Origin of the sequence: Anabaena catenula FACHB-362 (genome assembly GCF_014698735.1) — a bacterium.
Lineage (GTDB): Bacteria > Cyanobacteriota > Cyanobacteriia > Cyanobacteriales > Nostocaceae > Anabaena > Anabaena variabilis_A.
In genome coordinates this window covers 1-20,247 of the sequence record NZ_JACJTQ010000051.1, presented here as the reverse complement: position 1 = coordinate 20,247, position 20,247 = coordinate 1, and the positions used below count along the sequence as shown (strand labels likewise).

Genomic DNA, 20,247 nt, shown 5'->3' with positions numbered 1-20,247 from the left:
TCTAATCTCTGTATGTATAGTTGGCTAACTGGTGAACATATTCAAAATACAATTACCTCTTACTTACATAAGTTTGTTACAGAAGAACCAATATTTTTAAAACTTTTACAAATACTGGGTTGGGGGGTTAATCATCCCCTTGTCAGTTTAGTAATACTGCTTTTTATGATGGCTATCCTTTGGATTATCATCAAAGCAATTGTGCGTTTAATTGAAACAGCTAGTTGGTCAATATTGAAATTTCCATTAAAGTTAATTCAATTTTTGATTAAGATTAGTTATTTTACCTTTAATAGTTTTAAAGGTAATAATGATAATTCAGAATTAATTGCTGCAAATTCCATAGCAATTCATCAAGATAAGCAAAAAAGATTAACAGAAATTCGTCGTCGTCTAGAAACAATTCAAGAAGAACAACAGCAACTATTGCAAGAAGCAGCAGAACTAATTGCTACAGAAACAATGGGGATCAAAATCAAAGAATTACAATTAAATCAAATCATTGCTAATTCCAGCGAGTCGGAGATAACTGGCTAATAATATCATCTTCCTGTCCAGATACAAATTTAGCAAAACGTTCTGCTAATGGCAGTACAAGAACTAAGGGACTACTGAAACCTGAGAAAATATGAATTCCCTCAAATTCGGGAATAGCACCAATCAAGGGCAATTTATCCTTACTAAATGCCACTAAACAATGATGCCAAATTCCTGGTAAGCTTCCCAAAGCTGGTAATATTTGTGTGATACTTGTTCTCAACCATCTTTCACTTGCTTCTGAGTTAACTTGAGCATCAGGATCTGTGAGAACACGACTAATTTGACCTAATCGCAAACTACCATCAAGAAACTGCACTGCACCCGCATCTAAAATAGGTGCTACTATCTCGTTACCAACTTCATCCCATAATTCATCAACTTGAGTTGATTCGGTATCCAATTTAAATCTTTGCAGATTAGCTGGCATTACTAAAGTATTCAACCGTAGTTCTATAGGTGGTATTTCAATGATTTCTGCATGAGAAAAATACAGCTTGATAGAAATCCCAGATGATTTTAGTAATTTTCGACTAATTCCACCAGCACAGATAGCAATATTAGCACTTTGGAAGATTCCAGTAGTTGTCTTTACACCTGTAAATTTTCCTGTATTTGTAGTTAGAAATCCTAATACTTGGGAAATCTCCATTTCTCCCCCAAGACGCAACATAGCTTGAATGTATGCTTGTGCTGTTTTTTCGGGATGGATATGTCCGTGTTTAACAGTTAAAGCGCCAGATATTGCATCTTTATTTAGCAATGGTTCTAATTCACAAGCTTCTTTAATACTGAGTAAACGTGGTGGAATGGCAACCTGTGCATAGGATGTAGCTGTTGCTTCTGGGTTTGCATTAGTAGCAATAGTTAGTAGTAAATCTAATTCCTTAAATTCAGTATCAGCATCTAATTCTTGAGATAAAATACGGTGACGGGCTATACTTTCTTGATATAGTTGGTGTGTAATGGGTGTAGTTGCTGCCCAATAAGAAATGCCACCATAACTATAGCGAGTTGCGTTCTGTGGTGTTGTCTGTTGTTCTAGTAAAAGTACAGAAAAGCCTGTTTTCGCTAATTCATAAGCAAGTGCAGCACCTGTAATTCCCGCACCAACAACAATCCAATCGTAAGTTTTCATAGGTTTTTGACTCTAATATTTAAATCTAATATTTGAACAGTGGGAATTATGTTATGAACATCCGTTGTGAAACTCTGTTAGATTATTCAGCAATAGCTGAGGTAAATACCCTAGCTTTCCAGGGTGAAACTGAAGCTAAACTTATTGAAAAAATTCGTTCTTCCGACAGATATATTCCAGAATTATCGTTAGTTATAGAAATTCAAGGTAAGATAGTCGGTCATATTCTTTACAGCTATATTAATTTAGTGAGTGAAAAAATTCTACCAGTTCTTGGTTTAGCACCTCTAGCAGTTCATCCAGAATTTCAAAAACAGGGAATTGGTAGCACATTAGTAAAAGCCAGTTTAGAAATAGCAGATACCAGAGGAGACGCTATAGTTATTGTACTTGGTCATCCTGCTTTCTATAGCCGTTTTGGTTTTCAGCCATCAGTTGATTATCAAATAGAATCTCCTTTTCCAGTACCGGATGATGTTTTTATGGTGAAAACATTATCAAGTTATGAGAAAAAATATAAGGGTAAAGTTGTTTATCCACCTGCCTTTAACGGGGTTTGATATTCAAATTAAACTAATCACGTTACTGCAACTTATACCCTGTTTTTCTAATACTGCTGCAACTCGTAGAATTAATGCTTCATTATAGGGTGCAGCTATCAACTGTACTCCTAAAGGTAAAGAATTTTCTTGATTAATGGGAACTGATAAAACGGGTAAACCAATAAAAGATAATGGTTGAGTGAATAAACCCAAATGCGGACGAACGAGAATTTCTTCATTGTTTAAAATCATAGTTTGTTGACCAATTAATGGCGCTGGAATTGGTGTTGTAGGGGCAATAATTATATCTACATTTTTAAATATTTCTCTGACTTTATCTCTATACCAGCTTCTAAATCGTTGGGCTTGGATATACCAATGATTAGGAATTAATGCACCTGCCAAAAATCGATCTCGCGTAGCAAAATCAAAGTCTTGGGGACGATTTTTTAATTTATCTAAATGTAAATTTGCACCTTCACAAGCTGTAATTATAAAAGCCGCAGCCCTGGCAATTTTTGCTTCCGGTATTGTGACATATTCTGTGACATTTAACGCTTCAGCTACTTTTTGGACTGCTGCTAAAGCTGCTGGTTCTGCATTTTGGGTAAAATAATCATCTGCAATGGCAATTTTAATATTATATATATCATTATTTAGTTGTAGTAAAGATTTTTCAATCGGACGTTTTGTACAAATTGGATCTTTTTCATCCTCCCCTTGTAAAACATCAAAAATTGTTGCAATATCTCTAACTGAATTTGCAAAATGACCGATATGATCTAAACTACTAGAAAATAATTTTACACCTGCACGAGACAACCTTCCATAAGTGGGTTTAAACCCAAATACACCACACAAAGCCGCAGGAACACGAATGGAACCGTTAGTATCTGAACCCAAAGAAAAAGGAACTAAACCCGCAGCAACCACAGCAGCAGAACCACCGGAAGAACCCCCCGCAACACGATTTAAATCATGGGGGTTGTGAGTTGCACCATAATGGGCATTTTCTGTCACAAATCCATAAGCATATTCATCCATATTTAGCGCACCAATTAGCAACGCACCAGCTTGTTTTAATTTAGTAATTGCAGTTGCGTCTTGGGTAGCAGTCGCATTTTCGGCGTTGATTTTTGCACCTGCTAATGTTGTTAAATCAGCAATATCAAAAAGGTTTTTAACTGCAAAAGGTACACCAGCTAAAACACCGGGATTTTTACCTTCAGCAATTTCTCTATCAATACGTGCTGCATCTTGTAAAGCTGTTTCTGCGGTAATAGTTGTAAAGCAATTTAGATCATCATTCCTAGCAGCAATTATGGTTAATGCAGCTTGGGTAATATCCACTGCGCTAACCTTACCTGATAAAACATTTTCGGTTATAGATACAGCATCATTCATGGTTTATTTATGGTTCAAAAGTGGGTGCAATTTCTATTGATTCTGGTAAAGGAAAGTTATTGACAATTTCGGCTATATCTTTAATTCTCTCAAAGTTGGCAATTACACCATCTTGATATTCATCATTTATTTCTAACTTCAATAAAATCGACATTTGTTTAACATATTCTTGAACATTAAAATCTTGATTTTCCATCTTAGTAGGGTGGGCATTGCCCACCAATAATATATCATTACATCGAATATTAATATTCACCATTTGATTCATTTTTTTGGATAAAGATAATTGATGGTGGGTGTTGTATATCCTACATATTATTGAGCATTTTTCTATTTATTTGGTGGGCATTGCCCACCCTACCTATTGTTTAAGCTTTTTCTCAGATCATCTAACGGTGATTCTGGTATTTCAGGTTCATCAGGATAAAATTCTAAATCAACATAATCTGAATATTTATTCAGTGGTGAAATTGACATCTTTATTTTAATCTTTCCCGTCTGCCAACCTTTATTACCAATTTTTAAAAGCTGACAATCTTTTGTTATTTGTAATTGTAGATCATCTACATGAATATCTTGATCATAAATTTTAAAATTGCCTAAATAGTCAAGACAGATCCCGATATGAATATTAACATTATTGCCTACAGATAAAGGCTTCTTTTCTAGAATTCCGTTGATTACCAACTCTTTTAATCTACTTACCGTAAAACTATCATTAGAAATCTGTATGACATCATCATCACAATCTAACAAAATAAATTTATCACTCATATCTATACTACTCAATTAAAACAAGCAATAATAAATATACCATTTCAGGGTATTTTTTGATCCGTAAAGTTATGCAATTTAAACATTTTCAGGCAAACACATACTAGGCGCACATAAACCAGAAAATTCCAAAGTTGTTATTTCTAAACTTTCCAAATTAACACGCCGAATTACATGATTATTGGTATCACTAATATATAGAGATGAACCCAGACAACTCAAACCTGAAGGTTCAGATAAAAGAGAATTTTCGCTATTGAACAAAATAGTTTTACATTCACCATTAATAGGATTAACTACTTTTAGTTTATGATTATATGTATCTGCAACCCAAAGGTAATTATCGAAATAATCTATATCTAAACAATGCTGTAAACGCACATCATCACCCGTACCATCTTTATCACCAAATTCAAATAAAAAACCACTACCACAAACGGTTCTTACTTTGCCATTTTCTGCTATTTCCACAGCCCGAATCGAACTAACTTCACTATCAGCAATAAATAACTCTTTTCCATTTGTAGTAATTCCGCTAGGTTGAGCAAATGCACATTCTGAAAAATTACCATCAACACAACCTTCTGCACCTGTTCCCGCATAAGTTGTAATATTACCTGTTTCTAAATTCATTTGCCAAATTTGATGAGAACCTGCCATTGTGATAAACAGTAAATTACCAACTTTCACTAAATCCCAAGGTGAATTTAATGCTGTTGCTAATGCAGCACCACCATGAGGATGAATAATATAACTTTGTTTACCAGTTCCCGCAATTGTTTCAACTACTAGTTTTTGCAAATCAACACGCTGTACAACATGATTTTCTGTATCAGCAACATAAAGAATTTGATTTTCTAGATCATAACTCATTCCTTGTGGTGCAGAAAACTGTACTTCGTCAAATTTCCCATCATTTAAACCTGGCTTTCCTGTACCAATGATATGAATAACTTCACCTTCTAAGCTACTCATTACTAAACGATGATGTCCAGAATCAGCAATAAATAAACCCGCAGGTGTAGCTAAAATTTTACTGGGAAAAGCGAAGGGTGTAATTAATGGATTATGCTGTTTTTCTAAATTGAATTCGAGTTGTTGAAAATTAATTTTATCTTGATTTTGATTAATAGATTGAATAATGATGTTTTCAATAAGTTGTAAATTTCCTTCACCAGAAACTTGACTAATTACATAACCTTGTGGATCTATAATTATTAAGGTAGGCCAAGCACGAACAGTATACTCATCCCAAACTCGAAAACCAATATCCACTAAAACTGGATGTTCAATGTCGTAGCGCAGAACGGCTTGACGAATGTTTTCGATTTCTTTTTCGTTGTCAAATTTCGCAGAGTGAACGCCGATAATTGTCAGGCTATCTTGATATTTACGTTCTAAATATTTCAAGTCTGGTAATATGTGTAAACAGTTGATACAACAGTATGTCCAAAAGTCTAAAATTATGACTCTACCTTTGAGTGCTTTTAGTGATAAAGGTTTATCAGTATTCAGCCAAGGATAATTTTGTGGTAATTCTGGTGATCTAACACGGGGAATCATAGTATTTTAAGATTGTAGATTTTAGGTTGAAATCGGTTTTGATAGAACTAGAAAAAATCAATATAAATAATTTATCTCTTTGGGTACAACAAGCTAAAAACCAAGCTGTACAGGGACGAGTTATTGAACGTATTCCACCTTTAGCTATAGCTAACCCTAGCTGGTTTGCTGTTCATATCTGCTGTGAATCAGGTGTAAATTACAGTTTAGGAGATACAGGTTGTGTATTTCCTTTAATGAGTGTAATTAAGCCATTCTCCCTACTATATCTTCTGGAACATTTCGGAGGAGAAAAGGTATCAGAATGGGTTGGGTTTGAACCCTCCGCAGCACCTTTCAATTCTTTAGAACAGTTAATTGCTGATAATGGGTATCCACGTAATCCAATGATTAATAGTGGTGCTATTACCTTAGCTGATAAGTTACCAGGAAAGGATGGGAATACTCGCACGCATTTATTCTGTCAATGGTTGAATGAATTAGCAGGGTGTCAATTGCAGTTAGATGAAGAGTTGCTGAATTCAGTTCGCGCTACTCGTTCACCAGCAAATCTAGCGATCGCTCACCATCTTATCAAAACTGGACATATCCAAAATCTGGAAATTGCTCTTGACACTTATGAACAAATATGCTGTATTTCTGGAAATGTCCAGGACTTAGCCTTATTAGGAAATTCATTAGCTTGTAACAGCAGTTTTATAAACTCACTAAACCGCAACATCGTGAATAATGTGATGTTAACTTGTGGATTATATGAGGCTTCTGCTCAGTATGCTATCAAAATTGGTTTACCCATGAAATCGGGTATTAGTGGGGGTTTATTAGCAATAGTACCAAATCAGGGAGCTATCGCTTGCTACAGTCCTGCCTTGGATAGTATAAGCAATCCTGTGGCAGGTCTGGCATTTATTGAAGCTTTATCCTCAGGGTTGAAATTAAATATGAATCATTAACCGCAGACAAAAATTCAAAATTCAAAATTCAAAAGAGTTTCAGACTCTTCTTACACAGCTATGGGAGGGTTTAGCTGTTTTTTGGAAGGTGTTGGTATGAATTTCGGCTGTAGTTCTGGTGCTGCAAATTTAATAGCAGGAGGTGTGGGTGTAATTTCAGGTTGAGGTTTGGGTATTATTTCAACTTTAGGAATTGGTGTAGTTTCGGTTTCGGGAACTGGTGGCGTTTCTATCTCCGGTTGAAGTTCCGGTTTTTTGTCAACTTTGGGAGTTGCTGTCGTTTCGGTTTCGGGAACTGGTGGCGTTTCTATCTCAGGTTGCGGTGCGGGTGCTTTTTCAACTTTAGGAATTGGTGTAGTTTCCGTTTCGGGAACTGGTGGCGTTTCTATCTCAGGTTGCGGTGCGGGTGTTTTGTCAACTTTAGGAATTGGTGTAGTTTCGGTTTCGGGAACTGGTGGCGTTTCTATCTCAGGTTGAGGTTCGGGTGTTTTTTCAACTTTAGGAATTGGTGTAGTTTCGGTTTCGGGAACTGGTGGCGTATAATTCTGATCTACGATACCCCGCACTTCATCAGCGGTTAGTTCTCCTCTGACAATTCTCGAAAGCGTGTCTTGACCGTTGGGTTGGTAGTTAATTAATCTGACTGTACTGTTAAAGGCATTTTTGACTGGGTTTCCCTGATTATCGAGAAATTCTAGTTTTACCCAAGACTTACCTGGCTTAAAGCCTTTAAGATATACTGTTTGCCAACGGTCAAGAACGAAATTTTCACCGTTAATCGTGCAGCGAATGCGCCAATCACTCATTGTGTCTTCCACATTATCTTCAGAAGCAATGTGTAAAGGCGCGTTAGTAAGATAAAAATCCAGCATAATCGGTTCTGCACCGTAACTGGCATTGGGACGACTGTAAGTTAATACTGGTAAATTAGGTTCAGGGTTGTTATCGTCAGTTTTAGTAAAAATGTGAAATGTTGTTTGGGCATAAGCGCCCTCATTTTTAAAGCTTTCATGCCAAGGACGAGATGCAAATACACGTAAGGTATGACTACCTGGGGACAAGTTGGGCAAAATAAGAGGCTGACTGAGGTCGTAAACCGCTATATAAGGCTGGTTATCGAGAATAACGTGCAGATGAGGGCCTAATTGCCATTGTGGATCTTTGAATATTGGTAGATCCTTAACCTGCAAGCTGACTTTAACCGTATCGTCTTGTAAGACTTCATCCCCTTGGGGACTGAGAATTGTCACTTGTGGCTGATAACCTTCCAAGCTGGGGCGCAGTTCTTGGATAACATCTGGAGGGGTAGTTTCTGCAAATTGCCCAGAAATTGGGGATACTGGTGGCGCTTTTGTCCGATTGTCAATAGAGACTTCTTGACTTCCCGCTTTCTCAACACAACTGCATAGACTTAAGACCAACACCAATGTTATTAGCCATTTGAGGATCGGGAAACTCCTAAAGACGAGTTTCTCTAAAGCTATTTTACGCCTAGAGTTCATTTCTTTCGCCCTGTGATAGTCTTCAACGGTTAACAAATTATTGTGGCGCAAACTGTGCCTAGGGAACTATAGCCTAAAAGATCAAATTTGCTACCCTCAGTAGTACCTATAAGTTTTAAGAATTGTTATTCTTTGTAAATTAAATGGATAAGCTATTGACATTTTAACAATTTGTTTTACGTTAAAAGCCAGATAAGACAAGAAATCTGGCTATTTTTAATTATTGTTAAAATGTCTCTAACAAAGTACAAGTATAGACTCTATAATTCAACAGAAACAACTATCCACACAGCGCGGTCATCGCGGCTCCAGAAAATCTCTGGAATTGCGAGTAAAGCTAACTCTGTGGTATTCCTGAGTCCTCATTCCTTATTTAGAGAGGAGGTCGAATGACGATTAGTCCTCCGGAGCGAGAGGAAAAGAAAGCAAGAGTCATCGTTGACAATGATCCGGTACCTACCTCATTTCAAAAATGGGCGCAACCTGGACATTTCGACAGATCCTTAGCTAAAGGTCCAAAAACCACCACTTGGATTTGGAACCTGCACGCCCTCGCCCACGATTTTGACACTCATACAAGCGATCTAGAAGACATATCCCGCAAGATATTCGCCGCTCACTTTGGCCACCTGGCTGTAGTGACAATCTGGTTGAGCGGGATGTTATTCCATGGCGCTAAGTTCTCCAATTACGAAGCTTGGTTGAGCGATCCATTAGGCGTTAAGCCTAGCGCTCAAGTAGTTTGGCCTATTGTTGGACAAGACATTTTAAACGGTGATGTAGGCGGTGGCTTCCACGGCATTCAAATCACCTCTGGCTTGTTCCAAGTATGGCGAGGCTGGGGTATCACTAGCTCCTTCCAGTTATATGTAACTGCGATTGGCGGCTTGGTACTAGCAGGCTTGTTCCTATTTGCAGGTTGGTTCCATTACCACAAACGCGCTCCCAAACTGGAATGGTTCCAGAATGTGGAGTCAATGCTGAATCATCACTTATCAGTATTGCTAGGCTGTGGTTCTTTGGGATGGGCTGGTCACTTAATCCATGTGTCAGCACCAATCAACAAGCTATTGGATGCAGGCGTTGCCATTAAGGACATCCCCTTGCCCCATGAGTTCATTTTGAACAAAGATTTGTTGACAGAGTTGTATCCCAGCTTTGCCAGCGGTTTAACACCTTTCTTCACTTTGAACTGGGGAACTTATGCTGACATTCTGACCTTTAAAGGCGGTTTGAACCCGGTCACAGGTGGCTTGTGGATGAGTGATATTTCTCATCACCACTTAGCGATCGCTGTACTGTTCATCATTGCCGGTCATATGTACCGCACTAACTGGGGTATCGGTCACAGCATCAAAGATATCCTAGAAAACCACAAAGGTCCTTTTACTGGCGAAGGTCACAAAGGTCTTTACGAAAACCTCACCACTTCTTGGCACGCTCAGTTAGCTACTAACCTGGCTTTCTTGGGTTCCTTGACAATCATCATCGCGCATCATATGTACGCGATGCCTCCCTATCCATACTTGGCAACTGATTACGCTACACAGTTGTGCATTTTCACTCACCATATTTGGATCGGTGGCTTCTTGATTGTTGGTGGTGCTGCTCACGCAGCGATATTCATGGTGCGGGATTACGATCCCGTAGTTAACCAAAACAACGTGTTAGATCGGGTGATTCGTCACCGTGACGCTATCATCTCTCACCTGAACTGGGTATGTATTTTCCTGGGCTTCCACAGCTTTGGACTGTACATCCACAACGACACAATGCGTGCATTGGGTCGTCCTCAAGATATGTTCTCCGACGCAGCAATTCAGTTGCAACCTGTGTTTGCTCAGTGGGTACAAAACCTGCACACACTGGCTCCAGGTGGCACAGCACCCAATGCGTTAGCACCAGTTAGCTATGCTTTTGGTGGTGGTGTGTTGGCAGTAGGCGGCAAAGTCGCAATGATGCCCATAGCTTTGGGTACAGCAGACTTCCTAATTCACCACATTCACGCCTTCACCATTCACGTCACCGTTCTGATTCTGCTCAAAGGTGTACTGTACGCCCGCAGTTCTCGTCTGATTCCAGACAAGGCAAACTTGGGTTTCCGCTTCCCTTGCGATGGTCCAGGTCGTGGCGGTACCTGTCAAGTTTCTGGTTGGGATCATGTGTTCCTAGGACTGTTCTGGATGTATAACTCCCTGTCAATCGTAATTTTCCACTTCAGCTGGAAGATGCAATCTGATGTTTGGGGAACTGTAGATGCAGATGGTGTGGTAAATCACATCACTGGTGGCAACTTTGCAGAAAGTGCCATCACTATTAACGGCTGGTTGCGTGACTTCCTGTGGGCGCAAGCTACACAGGTCATCAACTCCTACGGAAGTGAATTTTCTGCTTATGGACTCATGTTCCTAGGCGCTCACTTTGTTTGGGCATTCAGCTTAATGTTCCTGTTCAGTGGTCGTGGCTACTGGCAAGAACTAATTGAGTCCATTGTTTGGGCGCACAATAAACTGAAAGTAGCACCAACAATACAACCTCGCGCTTTGAGCATCACTCAAGGTCGGGCTGTAGGTGTAGCTCACTATCTATTAGGAGGAATTGCCACCACCTGGGCATTCTTCCACGCACACATCCTTTCAGTAGGGTAGTAATCAGTTGAATTTTGGATTTTGGATTTTAGATTTTAGATTTAATCCAAAATCCAAAATCTAGAATCTAAAATTTTACTGATACCTGATGGCTAAAGGTCAGAGGACATATCAAACCTATGGCAACAAAATTTCCAAAATTTAGCCAGGATCTCGCACAGGACCCGACTACTCGTCGGATTTGGTATGCGATCGCTACAGGCAACGACTTTGAAAGCCACGATGGCATGACGGAGGAAAATCTTTACCAAAAGATTTTCGCTACGCACTTCGGTCACTTGGCAATCATCTTCCTGTGGGCATCCAGCCTCCTGTTTCACGTAGCCTGGCAAGGTAACTTTGAACAGTGGATTAAAGATCCCCTTCACGTCCGTCCTATCGCTCACGCGATTTGGGACCCTCACTTCGGTGCGCCTGCGATTGAAGCTTTCACCCAAGCTGGCGCAAGCAACCCCGTAAACATTGCCTACTCTGGTGTTTACCACTGGTGGTACACAATCGGGATGCGGACAAACACTGAACTTTACACAGGTTCTTTAGGTCTGCTCCTATTGTCAGCAGTATTCTTGTTTGCAGGTTGGTTGCATTTGCAACCCAAGTTTCGTCCTAGTCTTTCTTGGTTCAAGAGTGCTGAACCCCGCCTGAACCACCACTTAGCTGGTTTGTTCGGTGTTAGCTCCTTGGCTTGGACTGGTCACTTGGTTCACGTTGCTATTCCTGAATCTCGTGGTATTCACGTAGGTTGGGATAACTTCTTAACTGTAGCTCCCCATCCAGAAGGCTTAACCCCCTTCTTCACTGGTAACTGGGGTGTTTACGCTCAGAACCCTGATACTGCCGGTCATCTGTTTGGTACTTCCACTGGTGCTGGTACAGCGATTCTCACCTTCTTGGGCGGTTTCCACCCCCAAACAGAATCCTTGTGGTTGACCGACATGGCTCACCACCACTTGGCGATCGCTGTTATCTTCATCATCGCTGGTCATATGTACCGCACTAACTTCGGAATTGGTCACAGCATCAAAGAAATGCTGAACTCCAAATCCGGTTTAGTTCCCGGTAGCAAGAGTGAAGGTCAGTTTAACCTGCCTCACCAAGGTCTGTACGACACCATCAACAACTCCCTGCACTTCCAACTGTCTTTGGCATTGGCAGCACTGGGAACCATCACTTCTTTGGTGGCGCAGCATATGTACGCCCTGCCTCCCTACGCATTCATTGCTAGGGACTACACAACACAGGCAGCACTGTACACACACCACCAGTACATAGCTGGTTTCTTGATGGTTGGTGCTTTTGCCCACGCCGCTATCTTCTGGGTACGTGACTACGACCCCGAACAAAACAAGGGCAACGTATTAGACCGGATTTTGCAGCACAAAGAAGCGATCATTTCCCACCTCAGCTGGGTATCTCTCTTCTTAGGCTTCCACACCTTGGGCTTGTACGTTCACAACGACGTAGTAGTTGCTTTCGGTACTCCTGAAAAGCAAATCTTGATTGAGCCAGTATTTGCTCAGTTCATTCAAGCTGCTCACGGTAAAGTACTCTACGGTTTAGACACATTGTTGTCTAACCCCGATAGCATCGCTTACACAGCCTACCCCAACTACGGTAACGTTTGGTTGTCTGGCTGGTTAGATGCCATTAACTCTGGTACTAACTCCCTCTTCTTAACAATTGGCCCTGGCGACTTCTTGGTTCACCACGCATTCGCTTTGGCTATTCACACCACCACCCTAGTACTTGTTAAAGGTGCTTTGGATGCTCGTGGTTCTAAGCTGATGCCCGATAAAAAGGACTTCGGCTATGCGTTCCCCTGCGACGGTCCCGGCCGTGGCGGTACTTGCGATATCTCCGCTTGGGACGCTTTCTACCTGTCTATGTTCTGGATGTTGAACACCATTGGTTGGGTAACCTTCTACTGGCACTGGAAACATCTAGGTATTTGGCAAGGTAACGTTGCTCAGTTCAACGAAAACTCTACCTACTTGATGGGCTGGTTCCGTGATTACCTCTGGGCTAACTCTGCTCAGTTGATTAACGGTTACAACGCCTACGGCATGAACAACCTGTCTGTTTGGGCTTGGATGTTCCTCTTCGGACACCTAATCTGGGCAACCGGTTTCATGTTCCTCATCTCTTGGAGAGGTTACTGGCAAGAGTTAATTGAAACCTTGGTTTGGGCGCATGAGCGTACTCCTCTAGCTAACTTGGTTCGCTGGAAAGATAAGCCCGTTGCTCTCTCCATTGTTCAAGCCCGTGTGGTTGGTTTAGCTCACTTCACTGTTGGCTACATCGTCACCTACGCAGCGTTCCTCATTGCCTCTACTGCTGGTAAGTTTGGTTGATCCTGACTACTGGTTTTAGGTAATCAATCCCCTGCCGCAAGGTGGGGGATTTTTTAATGGGTGGGAAGGATAGCATTTTTGTCAAGAGAGACAAACTCAAAAGTATAGCAGGTGATACCACTTCACTTTAAGGTTGATACAAATGGACAGATGCAGGAACGCGGAGATTTATTTGTAGCTTTAATTAAGTGAATTGATGCCTAAAAAATAATTAATTAACCGCATATAAATGTAAATGATAATTGTGAAGCGGGTTAAGGGAAGAAAAATGATGAAATTTATCCAATCGCTTCTAAAATCTATTTTATTGTTTTTCCTTTCCTTATTATTGACAATGGGCATTACTCCTGTAATCGCTCAAATGCAACAATCACAAACAATTATTCAACAAGCTCGGATTCTTTTTGATGCGGGAAAGTTTCCAGAAGTTGTCCCTTTATTACAACAAGCTGCAACCGAATTTAAGACTCAAGAAGACTTCTTAAATCAAGGTATGGTTTTAAGTAATCTGGCTGCAACTTTCGGACAATTAGGACAATGGGAACAAGCGGAAGAAAATATCAATTCTAGTCTTTCCCTCCTCAAATCTCAATCTCCAACTTCTGAACAACAGCGAATACTTGCCCAAACTCTCGATATCCAAGGACAATTACAACTTGAACGGGGTAAAATTCAAGATGCTTTAGATACTTGGATTTTATCAGCTAAAATCTACAAACATCTAGGAACAAAAGACCGACTTATCCAAAGTCAAATTAACCAAAGTTTAGCGCTACAATCATTAGGATTATATCCCAGAGCTTGCCAAACACTATTACTATCTTTAAATTTAGAAACATCAACCTGTGAAGTTTCCTCGGCAATATTAGAAACTTGGAAAAACCAATCAGTCTCTTTGCAGAATATCCAAGTTATGAATGCTCTAGGTCAAGTTCTCCGGATTTTAGGACAGTTGAATGAGTCTCAGCAAATTTTAGCTTTGGGTTTACAAGCATCTCAAAAATTAAGTCTTCCTCAAATACAAGCTGAGGTTTATTTAAATATCGGCAATACAGCCCGTGCTTTTGCTAATCAACCTGCTTTCAACAAACAACAAAAAAACCAATATCAAGAAACTGCACTTTCGGCTTATGTCAGTTCTGCTCAATTAGCAACTCGTCAAAATACTCAAATCCAAGCTTTATTGAATCGTCTTAGTTTATTCACAGATTCGCAAAACTGGCAAGAAGCAAAAACCGTATGGTTAACATTAAAACCGCAAATTAGCCAGATTTCTACTAATCAAACGGGAATCTATGCCCAAATTAATCTAGCCGAAAGTTTAATCAAATTGGCAATACATTCTTCTGAATCATTTACAGAAGTAGAGAAAATCCTTAATCGTGCTTATCAACAAGCCCAGAATTTAGGGACTCCCCGCACCCAAGCTTATATTTTACTCACTCAAGGTAGACTATCTGAACTACAAAAACAATGGACAAAAGCAGAAATTTATACAACTCAAGCGTTGAAATTAGCACCGTCTTTTGAATATCCTGATATTGCATATCAATTATTCTGGCAATTAGGACGCATTCAAAAACTACAGAGAAATACTGAAGGAGCAATTTCTCAATATACTCAATCTATCAAAATCCTGGCTTCTTTACGCGGCGATTTAGTGACAGTTAACCCTGATGTCCAATTTTCTTTTCGGGAAAGTGTAGAACCTATTTATCGGGAGTTAGTCGGGTTGCTGCTGCAAGAAGAATATCCTAGTCAGCTTAAACTCCAGCAAGCCCGTCAGATAATCGAATCTTTACAATTAGCAGAATTAGATAACTTTTTCCGTGATGCTTGTGCAGATGCGAAACCGAAACAAATTGATCAAATTGATCCCACAGCGGCTGTTATTTATCCAATTATTTTAAATGACCGTCTAGAAGTTATTCTCTCTATCCCCGGAAAAAACTTACGTAAATACACTACTAATAAACCCCAAACAGAATTAAAAACTACCATTAAACAAGCCCGAATTTCCCTCAGACGGACGGCTTTTACGCAAGAGAGATTACCGATAGTTCAAAAACTTTACGATTGGCTAATTCGTCCCGCAGAAGCTGATTTAACCGCCAATGGCATCAAAACCTTGGTATTTGTTCTCGATGGGTCTTTGCAAAGTTTACCAATGGCCACGCTCCATGATGGCCAACAATATCTCCTCGAAAAATATAACATTGCTCTGACTCCCGGACTCCAACTCCTCGAACCTAAACCCCTCACTCAAGTAAAACTAAAAGCCTTAATTGCTGCACTGACAGAAGCGCGTCAGGGTTTTCCAGCTTTACCAGATGTGGCTACTGAAGTCCAACAGATTTCATCGGAGATACCAACACATACACTTTTAAATCAGCAGTTTATAGTTGAATCGCTACAAAAGCAAATCAAAGCCGTGTCTTTTCCTATTGTTCATTTAGCTACACATGGTCAATTTAGCTCTAATGCCGCAGATACCTTTATTTTGACTTGGAATCAGCGGATCAATGTGAAAGAATTAGACCAATTATTGCGAGAATCCCGCAATGATGTCCAAAAACTCCCTATTGAACTGTTAGTTCTCAGTGCCTGTGAAACTGCTTCTGGTGATGAACGTGCGGCTTTAGGCTTGGCAGGTATCGCCATTCGTTCCGGCGCTCGTAGTACTGTCGGTACTCTCTGGCAAGTTAATGACGAATCAACTTCTATCCTGATTAGTGAGTTTTATCGGCAATTGGCCAAGTCAAAAGTTAGTAAAGCCGAAGCCCTCCGCAATGCTCAACTATTACTACTAAAAAATCGCAAATTCCAGAATCCCTATTTTTGGTCAGCCTTTGTGTTGATAGGAAATTGGCGATAAGAATTGGAGATATTCGGAAAAGGCATAGGCACAACTCATATAGCCGTAGGCTTACCGAAGGACATTGTTCTACAAAGGGTTTTGGGCAAGCCCTAATTATTTTTTACCAGATGTTTATTAGTTTAAAGGTATTGTGAATTTTTACCAGAGGGTATTTTATTTTTCAGGTCTTTTCAGTATAATCACATTAGTTCTTATAAAATTTACAATTAATTCATATCGGTAAACTGTATAAGGTAACAAAAAAGTTAATTATAACTCTGGAATTCTCGGCTAATGGCATATTTCTCAGTAAATACCACTAATATCCTGTTTTGGATAAATACTTAGAAACTTAGAAATCGCAACAACAGAAATACAGTAAATATTCCTTGTTTATATAACTAGCAGGACTTACGCAAGAACTCTCTCAAACCCTTATTTCTTCGTGTCCTTTCCTTCGGTCCCGTAAGGGATACGCGCCTATCCCTACGGGACGCTACGCGAACGCGGTTCGTTTCTTCCTGATTTTGCGTAAGTCCTAACTAGATAACTTTCAATCTTAAATTATGAATATGCAAAAATTATCTCGTTCTGTGTTATCCATGCTCTTTACCGGACTGGTACTATTACCCTTAGCACCAGCCTACAGTGTCACCTTTCGCGCTAAAGGTAGTCCCCAGAAAACCGCAGGGGGCGCAACTAGGGGAGTTTGTCAGCACGTTGGGACTTCATCCCCACAACCAATTTTGACTGCATTGATTCCAGCAACAGAAAGGGAATTAACCGCTGCGGCTTATCCTACCGTCTTGGTGAAGATATCTGAACCTGCAACTCGAAAAGCTGAGTTAACTTTGTGGGATGAAGAAGGAAACGGAATTTACCAAACTATCGTTGATTTGAATGCTACCTCCGGGATTACTAGCTTTAAAATTCCTCAAGCAGCTGCACCTTTGGCAGTTGGTAAGCAGTATAAATGGAATCTGGCTTTGATTTGTGATCCAGAAGAACGACAACGGGATATAGTTCTGGAAGGAAGATTGGAACGTGTCGAACTCAGTTCTGCTCTCAACAGTAGTCTCGCAACTGCCAGCCCTCTAGAAAAAGCTAAACTCTATGCTCAGAATGGGCTTTGGTATGACACTGTAGCCACATTAGCTGATTTGAAGCGATCGCTTCCCCAAAATACTCAAATTGGCGCTGAATGGCACGAACTTCTTCAGTCTGTTGGCTTAACTGAACTTAGCCAAGTCCCTGTTGTTGATTGTTGTCAGCAACCCAAAAATTAAAAGTCCGCTGATGTGATTAAACTCAAACAGTTCCTCAATAGCTGGCGAGCAGTATTGATAGTGACTCCATCAGTAGCGGGTTTCATCATTCTCATGCGTGTTCTGGGGCTGTTTCAGATGATAGATTGGGCAGCACTCGACCAGTTTTTTAAACTGCGTCCCCCAGAACCGCAAGACTCCCGCATTGTGATAGTCACTATTGATGAAGACACAATTAGAAAAGTTGGAACATGGCCTATCCCTGATGCTGTGCTTGCGAAAATGCTGGATAAAATCCGCCAACAAAAACCTGTAGCTATTGGTTTGGATTTATATCGAGATTTACCTGTACAACCTGGTAATGAAAAACTAATTCAGATCCTCAAATCTACACCCAACTTGATTGGGGTGAAAAAGGTGGTGGGAGATGGATATGGCCCGGAAGTAAATCCCCATCCTATTTTAAGTAAACGTGATCAAATAGCAGCTTCCGATTTGTTATTAGATGCTGATGGTAAAGTCCGTCGGGGTCTAATTTCTCTTGAGTCTAAATCAGGAGAGGAAGTTGTGAGTTTGGGGACACAACTATCTTTAATGTATTTAGAAAAAAAGGGTATTGAGTTAAAAGAACTAGATGCAGAAAAACGTCATTATCAATTAGGAAAAGCTACATTTATCCCTTTTGAAAAAAATGATGGTGGTTATATTCGCGCCGATGATCGAGGCTACCAGATTTTACTCAATTTTAGAGGCACGCAAGACAACTTTCAAAAATATTCAATCATGCAAGTTGTCAATGGCCAAGTACCACCAAATTGGGGACGTGATCGCATTGTTTTAGTTGGTGCAACTGCGGCCAGTCTACATGATGATTTTTTCACCCCTTATAGTACTTCTGTTAGTGCTTTTCCAGAAAGAATGCCTGGGGTAGTTATTCATGCTAATGTTATCAGCCAAATTTTGAGTGCTGCACTGGACGGTAGGCCGATGATGCGGGGTAGTTCCCAAGAAATACAATGGCTATGGATTATTTTATGGTCTTTTGTTGGTGCTATTCTTGGTTGGACATTGCGTTCTCAAAAATTTATTTATAAGAATATTTCCTATAGAGAAACAATATTAAGTTTAATAGTGGCTGGAAGTAGTTTGATTTTTGGTTCTTACCTCGTTTTTCTGCAAGGTTGGTGGATTCCTGTTGTCCCAGCAATGTTAGGTTTAGGGGGATCTGCGATCGCTATTGCTATCTACACTACCCGTTTAGAACGTCAAGACCGATACACTCTCATGGCACTGTTTAAACAGCAAGTTACCTCTCAAGTCGCCGATCAAATCTGGACATCTCGCCACAATTTACTACAAAAAGGGTCAATTGTCGGTCGAGAAATGACTGCAACCGTACTATTTTCAGATTTAGAGGGTTTTACCTCTATTGCTACAACCATAACGCCTACCGCTTTAATGTCTTGGCTGAATGAATATATGCAAGCAATGGCTGATATCGTCCTGGAATATAACGGTATGGTGAATAAATTTATCGGTGATGCGGTAATGGCGCTTTTTGGTGTGCCAATTGAACGCACAAGATTGGCAGAAATCGCCGTTGATGCCGAAAATGCAGTAGGTTGCGCTTTAGCAATGGCCGATAAATTGCGATCGCTCAATCAACAATGGCAGTTATCAGGTAATCCCACCGTTGCTATTCGTATTGGTATTGCCACAGGAACGGTAGTTACAGGTATGTTAGGCAATGCCCAAAGAGCAGAATATACAGCCCTAGGAGACACAGTAAACGTAGCCGCTCGACTAGAAAGTTATGATAAATCTTTGAATTGTGGACTTTGCCGAATTCTAATTAGTGAAGAAACTTATCAACATATTAAAGATAAGTTTCCTACCAAATTTATCGGCAGCAGTCAGTTAAAAGGACGAGATGAATTAACTCCAATTTACCAAGTTTTGCTATCTTAACTTGCTTTAACTAAGACAGAACCAGCTTCAATCTTAGCCTGGTAAGTTTTCAGTGGTTTTTCTGCTGGCCCTGCTTTTACCTTGCCATCACCACCAAATTCTGCATCATGACAGGGACAAACAAATTGATTTTTATTTGCTTTCCACGCAACTGTGCAACCTTTGTGAGTGCAAGTAGGGTTAACAGCAATCAATTTTTGTGCGGTTTTCGATGTCCCCACCACCAACACTGCCCCAACTGGCGAATTCTCTGCCAATAATTGACCAGTTTTGTCTAATTCTGCAATAGTACCCACCTTTTGCCAGCCCTTATTAGCATCATTAGATCCAGAAGTAGCAGATGTGCTAGTTTCGGGAGAACAAGCAGCAAGGGCGACAGGTAAAGAACTAGCTAAACAACCTAAACCCACCCAGTTTATAAACTCACGACGTTTCATTAGTTGCTTTTAGTTAATGTGTAATTATTCACCAACCTATATATTATTACTGCCAAACTTTGATGCTGTCATTATTAAGCTATTTTAAAACCATGAGTCAGTTGATAACATAATATTTTCTCTAGGAAAATGTAAATGAAGCTATACCTAATTATCTCATTAATGCTTGAAAACCAGCTTGAATAAAATGCTTATCAAAAGCTGACGGGGCGACAAACAAGGCTGAGAACAAGACGGTGTAAAGAATGCAACGATTTATGGTAAAAAAAAATAGGTCAGTTATTGTCAATAAGACCTATCTAATGAAA

15 protein-coding genes are annotated in these 20,247 nt (G+C 40.1%); 8 read left to right on the top strand and 7 right to left on the bottom strand.

Annotation, left to right across the window (positions count from 1 at the left end; all coding sequences use genetic code 11):
• The first annotated feature begins 12 nt into the window (after window positions 1-12).
• Entirely contained in the window at window positions 13-537 is a 525-nt protein-coding gene (locus H6G68_RS22805) for a hypothetical protein (protein ID WP_190908694.1), read from the top strand.
• Here H6G68_RS22805 and H6G68_RS22800 read toward each other — a convergent pair.
• Complete coding sequence (locus tag H6G68_RS22800; RefSeq protein ID WP_190908693.1) at window positions 506-1,675, bottom strand: NAD(P)/FAD-dependent oxidoreductase; 1,170 nt, start codon at window positions 1,673-1,675, stop codon at window positions 506-508. The two genes, H6G68_RS22805 and H6G68_RS22800, sit on opposite strands and share 32 nt — an antisense overlap.
• 53 nt (window positions 1,676-1,728) lie before the next feature.
• Between H6G68_RS22800 and H6G68_RS22795 the strand changes: the two genes are divergently transcribed.
• Entirely contained in the window at window positions 1,729-2,235 is a 507-nt protein-coding gene (locus tag H6G68_RS22795; RefSeq protein ID WP_190908692.1) for a GNAT family N-acetyltransferase, read from the top strand.
• 3 nt (window positions 2,236-2,238) lie between these two features.
• On the opposite strand, the gene H6G68_RS22790 is transcribed toward H6G68_RS22795, so the two are convergent.
• The 4 genes from H6G68_RS22790 to H6G68_RS22775 all read right to left on the bottom strand — a co-directional run bounded on the left by H6G68_RS22790 (window position 2,239) and on the right by H6G68_RS22775 (window position 5,958).
• Window positions 2,239-3,621: an AtzE family amidohydrolase gene (locus tag H6G68_RS22790; RefSeq protein WP_190908691.1), complete on the bottom strand. Its 1,383-nt coding sequence runs from the start codon at window positions 3,619-3,621 to the stop codon at window positions 2,239-2,241.
• 7 nt (window positions 3,622-3,628) lie between these two features.
• Window positions 3,629-3,817: a DUF4089 domain-containing protein gene (locus H6G68_RS22785; protein WP_190908710.1), complete on the bottom strand. Its 189-nt coding sequence runs from the start codon at window positions 3,815-3,817 to the stop codon at window positions 3,629-3,631.
• A 161-nt stretch (window positions 3,818-3,978) separates the two neighbouring features.
• Window positions 3,979-4,395: a KGK domain-containing protein gene (locus tag H6G68_RS22780; RefSeq protein ID WP_190908690.1), complete on the bottom strand. Its 417-nt coding sequence runs from the start codon at window positions 4,393-4,395 to the stop codon at window positions 3,979-3,981.
• 78 nt (window positions 4,396-4,473) lie between these two features.
• Window positions 4,474-5,958: a thioredoxin-like domain-containing protein gene (locus tag H6G68_RS22775; RefSeq protein WP_190908689.1), complete on the bottom strand. Its 1,485-nt coding sequence runs from the start codon at window positions 5,956-5,958 to the stop codon at window positions 4,474-4,476.
• 38 nt (window positions 5,959-5,996) lie between these two features.
• Here H6G68_RS22775 and H6G68_RS22770 point away from each other — a divergent pair, with 38 nt between their 5' ends.
• Complete coding sequence (locus H6G68_RS22770; RefSeq protein WP_190908688.1) at window positions 5,997-6,911, top strand: glutaminase; 915 nt, start codon at window positions 5,997-5,999, stop codon at window positions 6,909-6,911.
• 50 nt (window positions 6,912-6,961) lie between these two features.
• Here the strand turns inward: H6G68_RS22770 and H6G68_RS22765 are convergent, their stop codons facing one another.
• Window positions 6,962-8,413: a hypothetical protein gene (locus tag H6G68_RS22765; protein WP_190908687.1), complete on the bottom strand. Its 1,452-nt coding sequence runs from the start codon at window positions 8,411-8,413 to the stop codon at window positions 6,962-6,964.
• A gap of 389 nt (window positions 8,414-8,802) precedes the next feature.
• Between H6G68_RS22765 and psaA the strand changes: the two genes are divergently transcribed.
• The 5 genes from psaA (at window position 8,803) to H6G68_RS22740 (ending at window position 19,502) form a co-directional block, all read left to right on the top strand.
• A complete protein-coding gene (psaA, locus tag H6G68_RS22760) occupies window positions 8,803-11,061 on the top strand; it encodes a photosystem I core protein PsaA (RefSeq protein ID WP_190908686.1) in 2,259 nt (752 codons plus the stop codon).
• A 119-nt stretch (window positions 11,062-11,180) separates the two neighbouring features.
• On the top strand, window positions 11,181-13,412 hold the full coding sequence (psaB, locus tag H6G68_RS22755) for a photosystem I core protein PsaB (RefSeq protein WP_127051825.1): 2,232 nt from the start codon (window positions 11,181-11,183) through the stop codon (window positions 13,410-13,412).
• A 268-nt stretch (window positions 13,413-13,680) separates the two neighbouring features.
• Window positions 13,681-16,287, top strand: a complete 2,607-nt coding sequence (locus tag H6G68_RS22750; protein WP_242045361.1) for a CHAT domain-containing protein — start codon at window positions 13,681-13,683, stop codon at window positions 16,285-16,287.
• 548 nt (window positions 16,288-16,835) lie between these two features.
• Window positions 16,836-17,555 (top strand): DUF928 domain-containing protein, encoded by a 720-nt coding sequence (locus tag H6G68_RS22745; protein ID WP_190908685.1) that lies wholly within the window; start codon window positions 16,836-16,838, stop codon window positions 17,553-17,555.
• 60 nt (window positions 17,556-17,615) lie between these two features.
• On the top strand, window positions 17,616-19,502 hold the full coding sequence (locus H6G68_RS22740; RefSeq protein ID WP_339327881.1) for a CHASE2 domain-containing protein: 1,887 nt from the start codon (window positions 17,616-17,618) through the stop codon (window positions 19,500-19,502).
• Here H6G68_RS22740 and H6G68_RS22735 read toward each other — a convergent pair.
• Complete coding sequence (locus H6G68_RS22735; RefSeq protein WP_190908684.1) at window positions 19,499-19,939, bottom strand: QcrA and Rieske domain-containing protein; 441 nt, start codon at window positions 19,937-19,939, stop codon at window positions 19,499-19,501. The two genes, H6G68_RS22740 and H6G68_RS22735, sit on opposite strands and share 4 nt — an antisense overlap.
• Window positions 19,940-20,247: the final 308 nt, after the last annotated feature.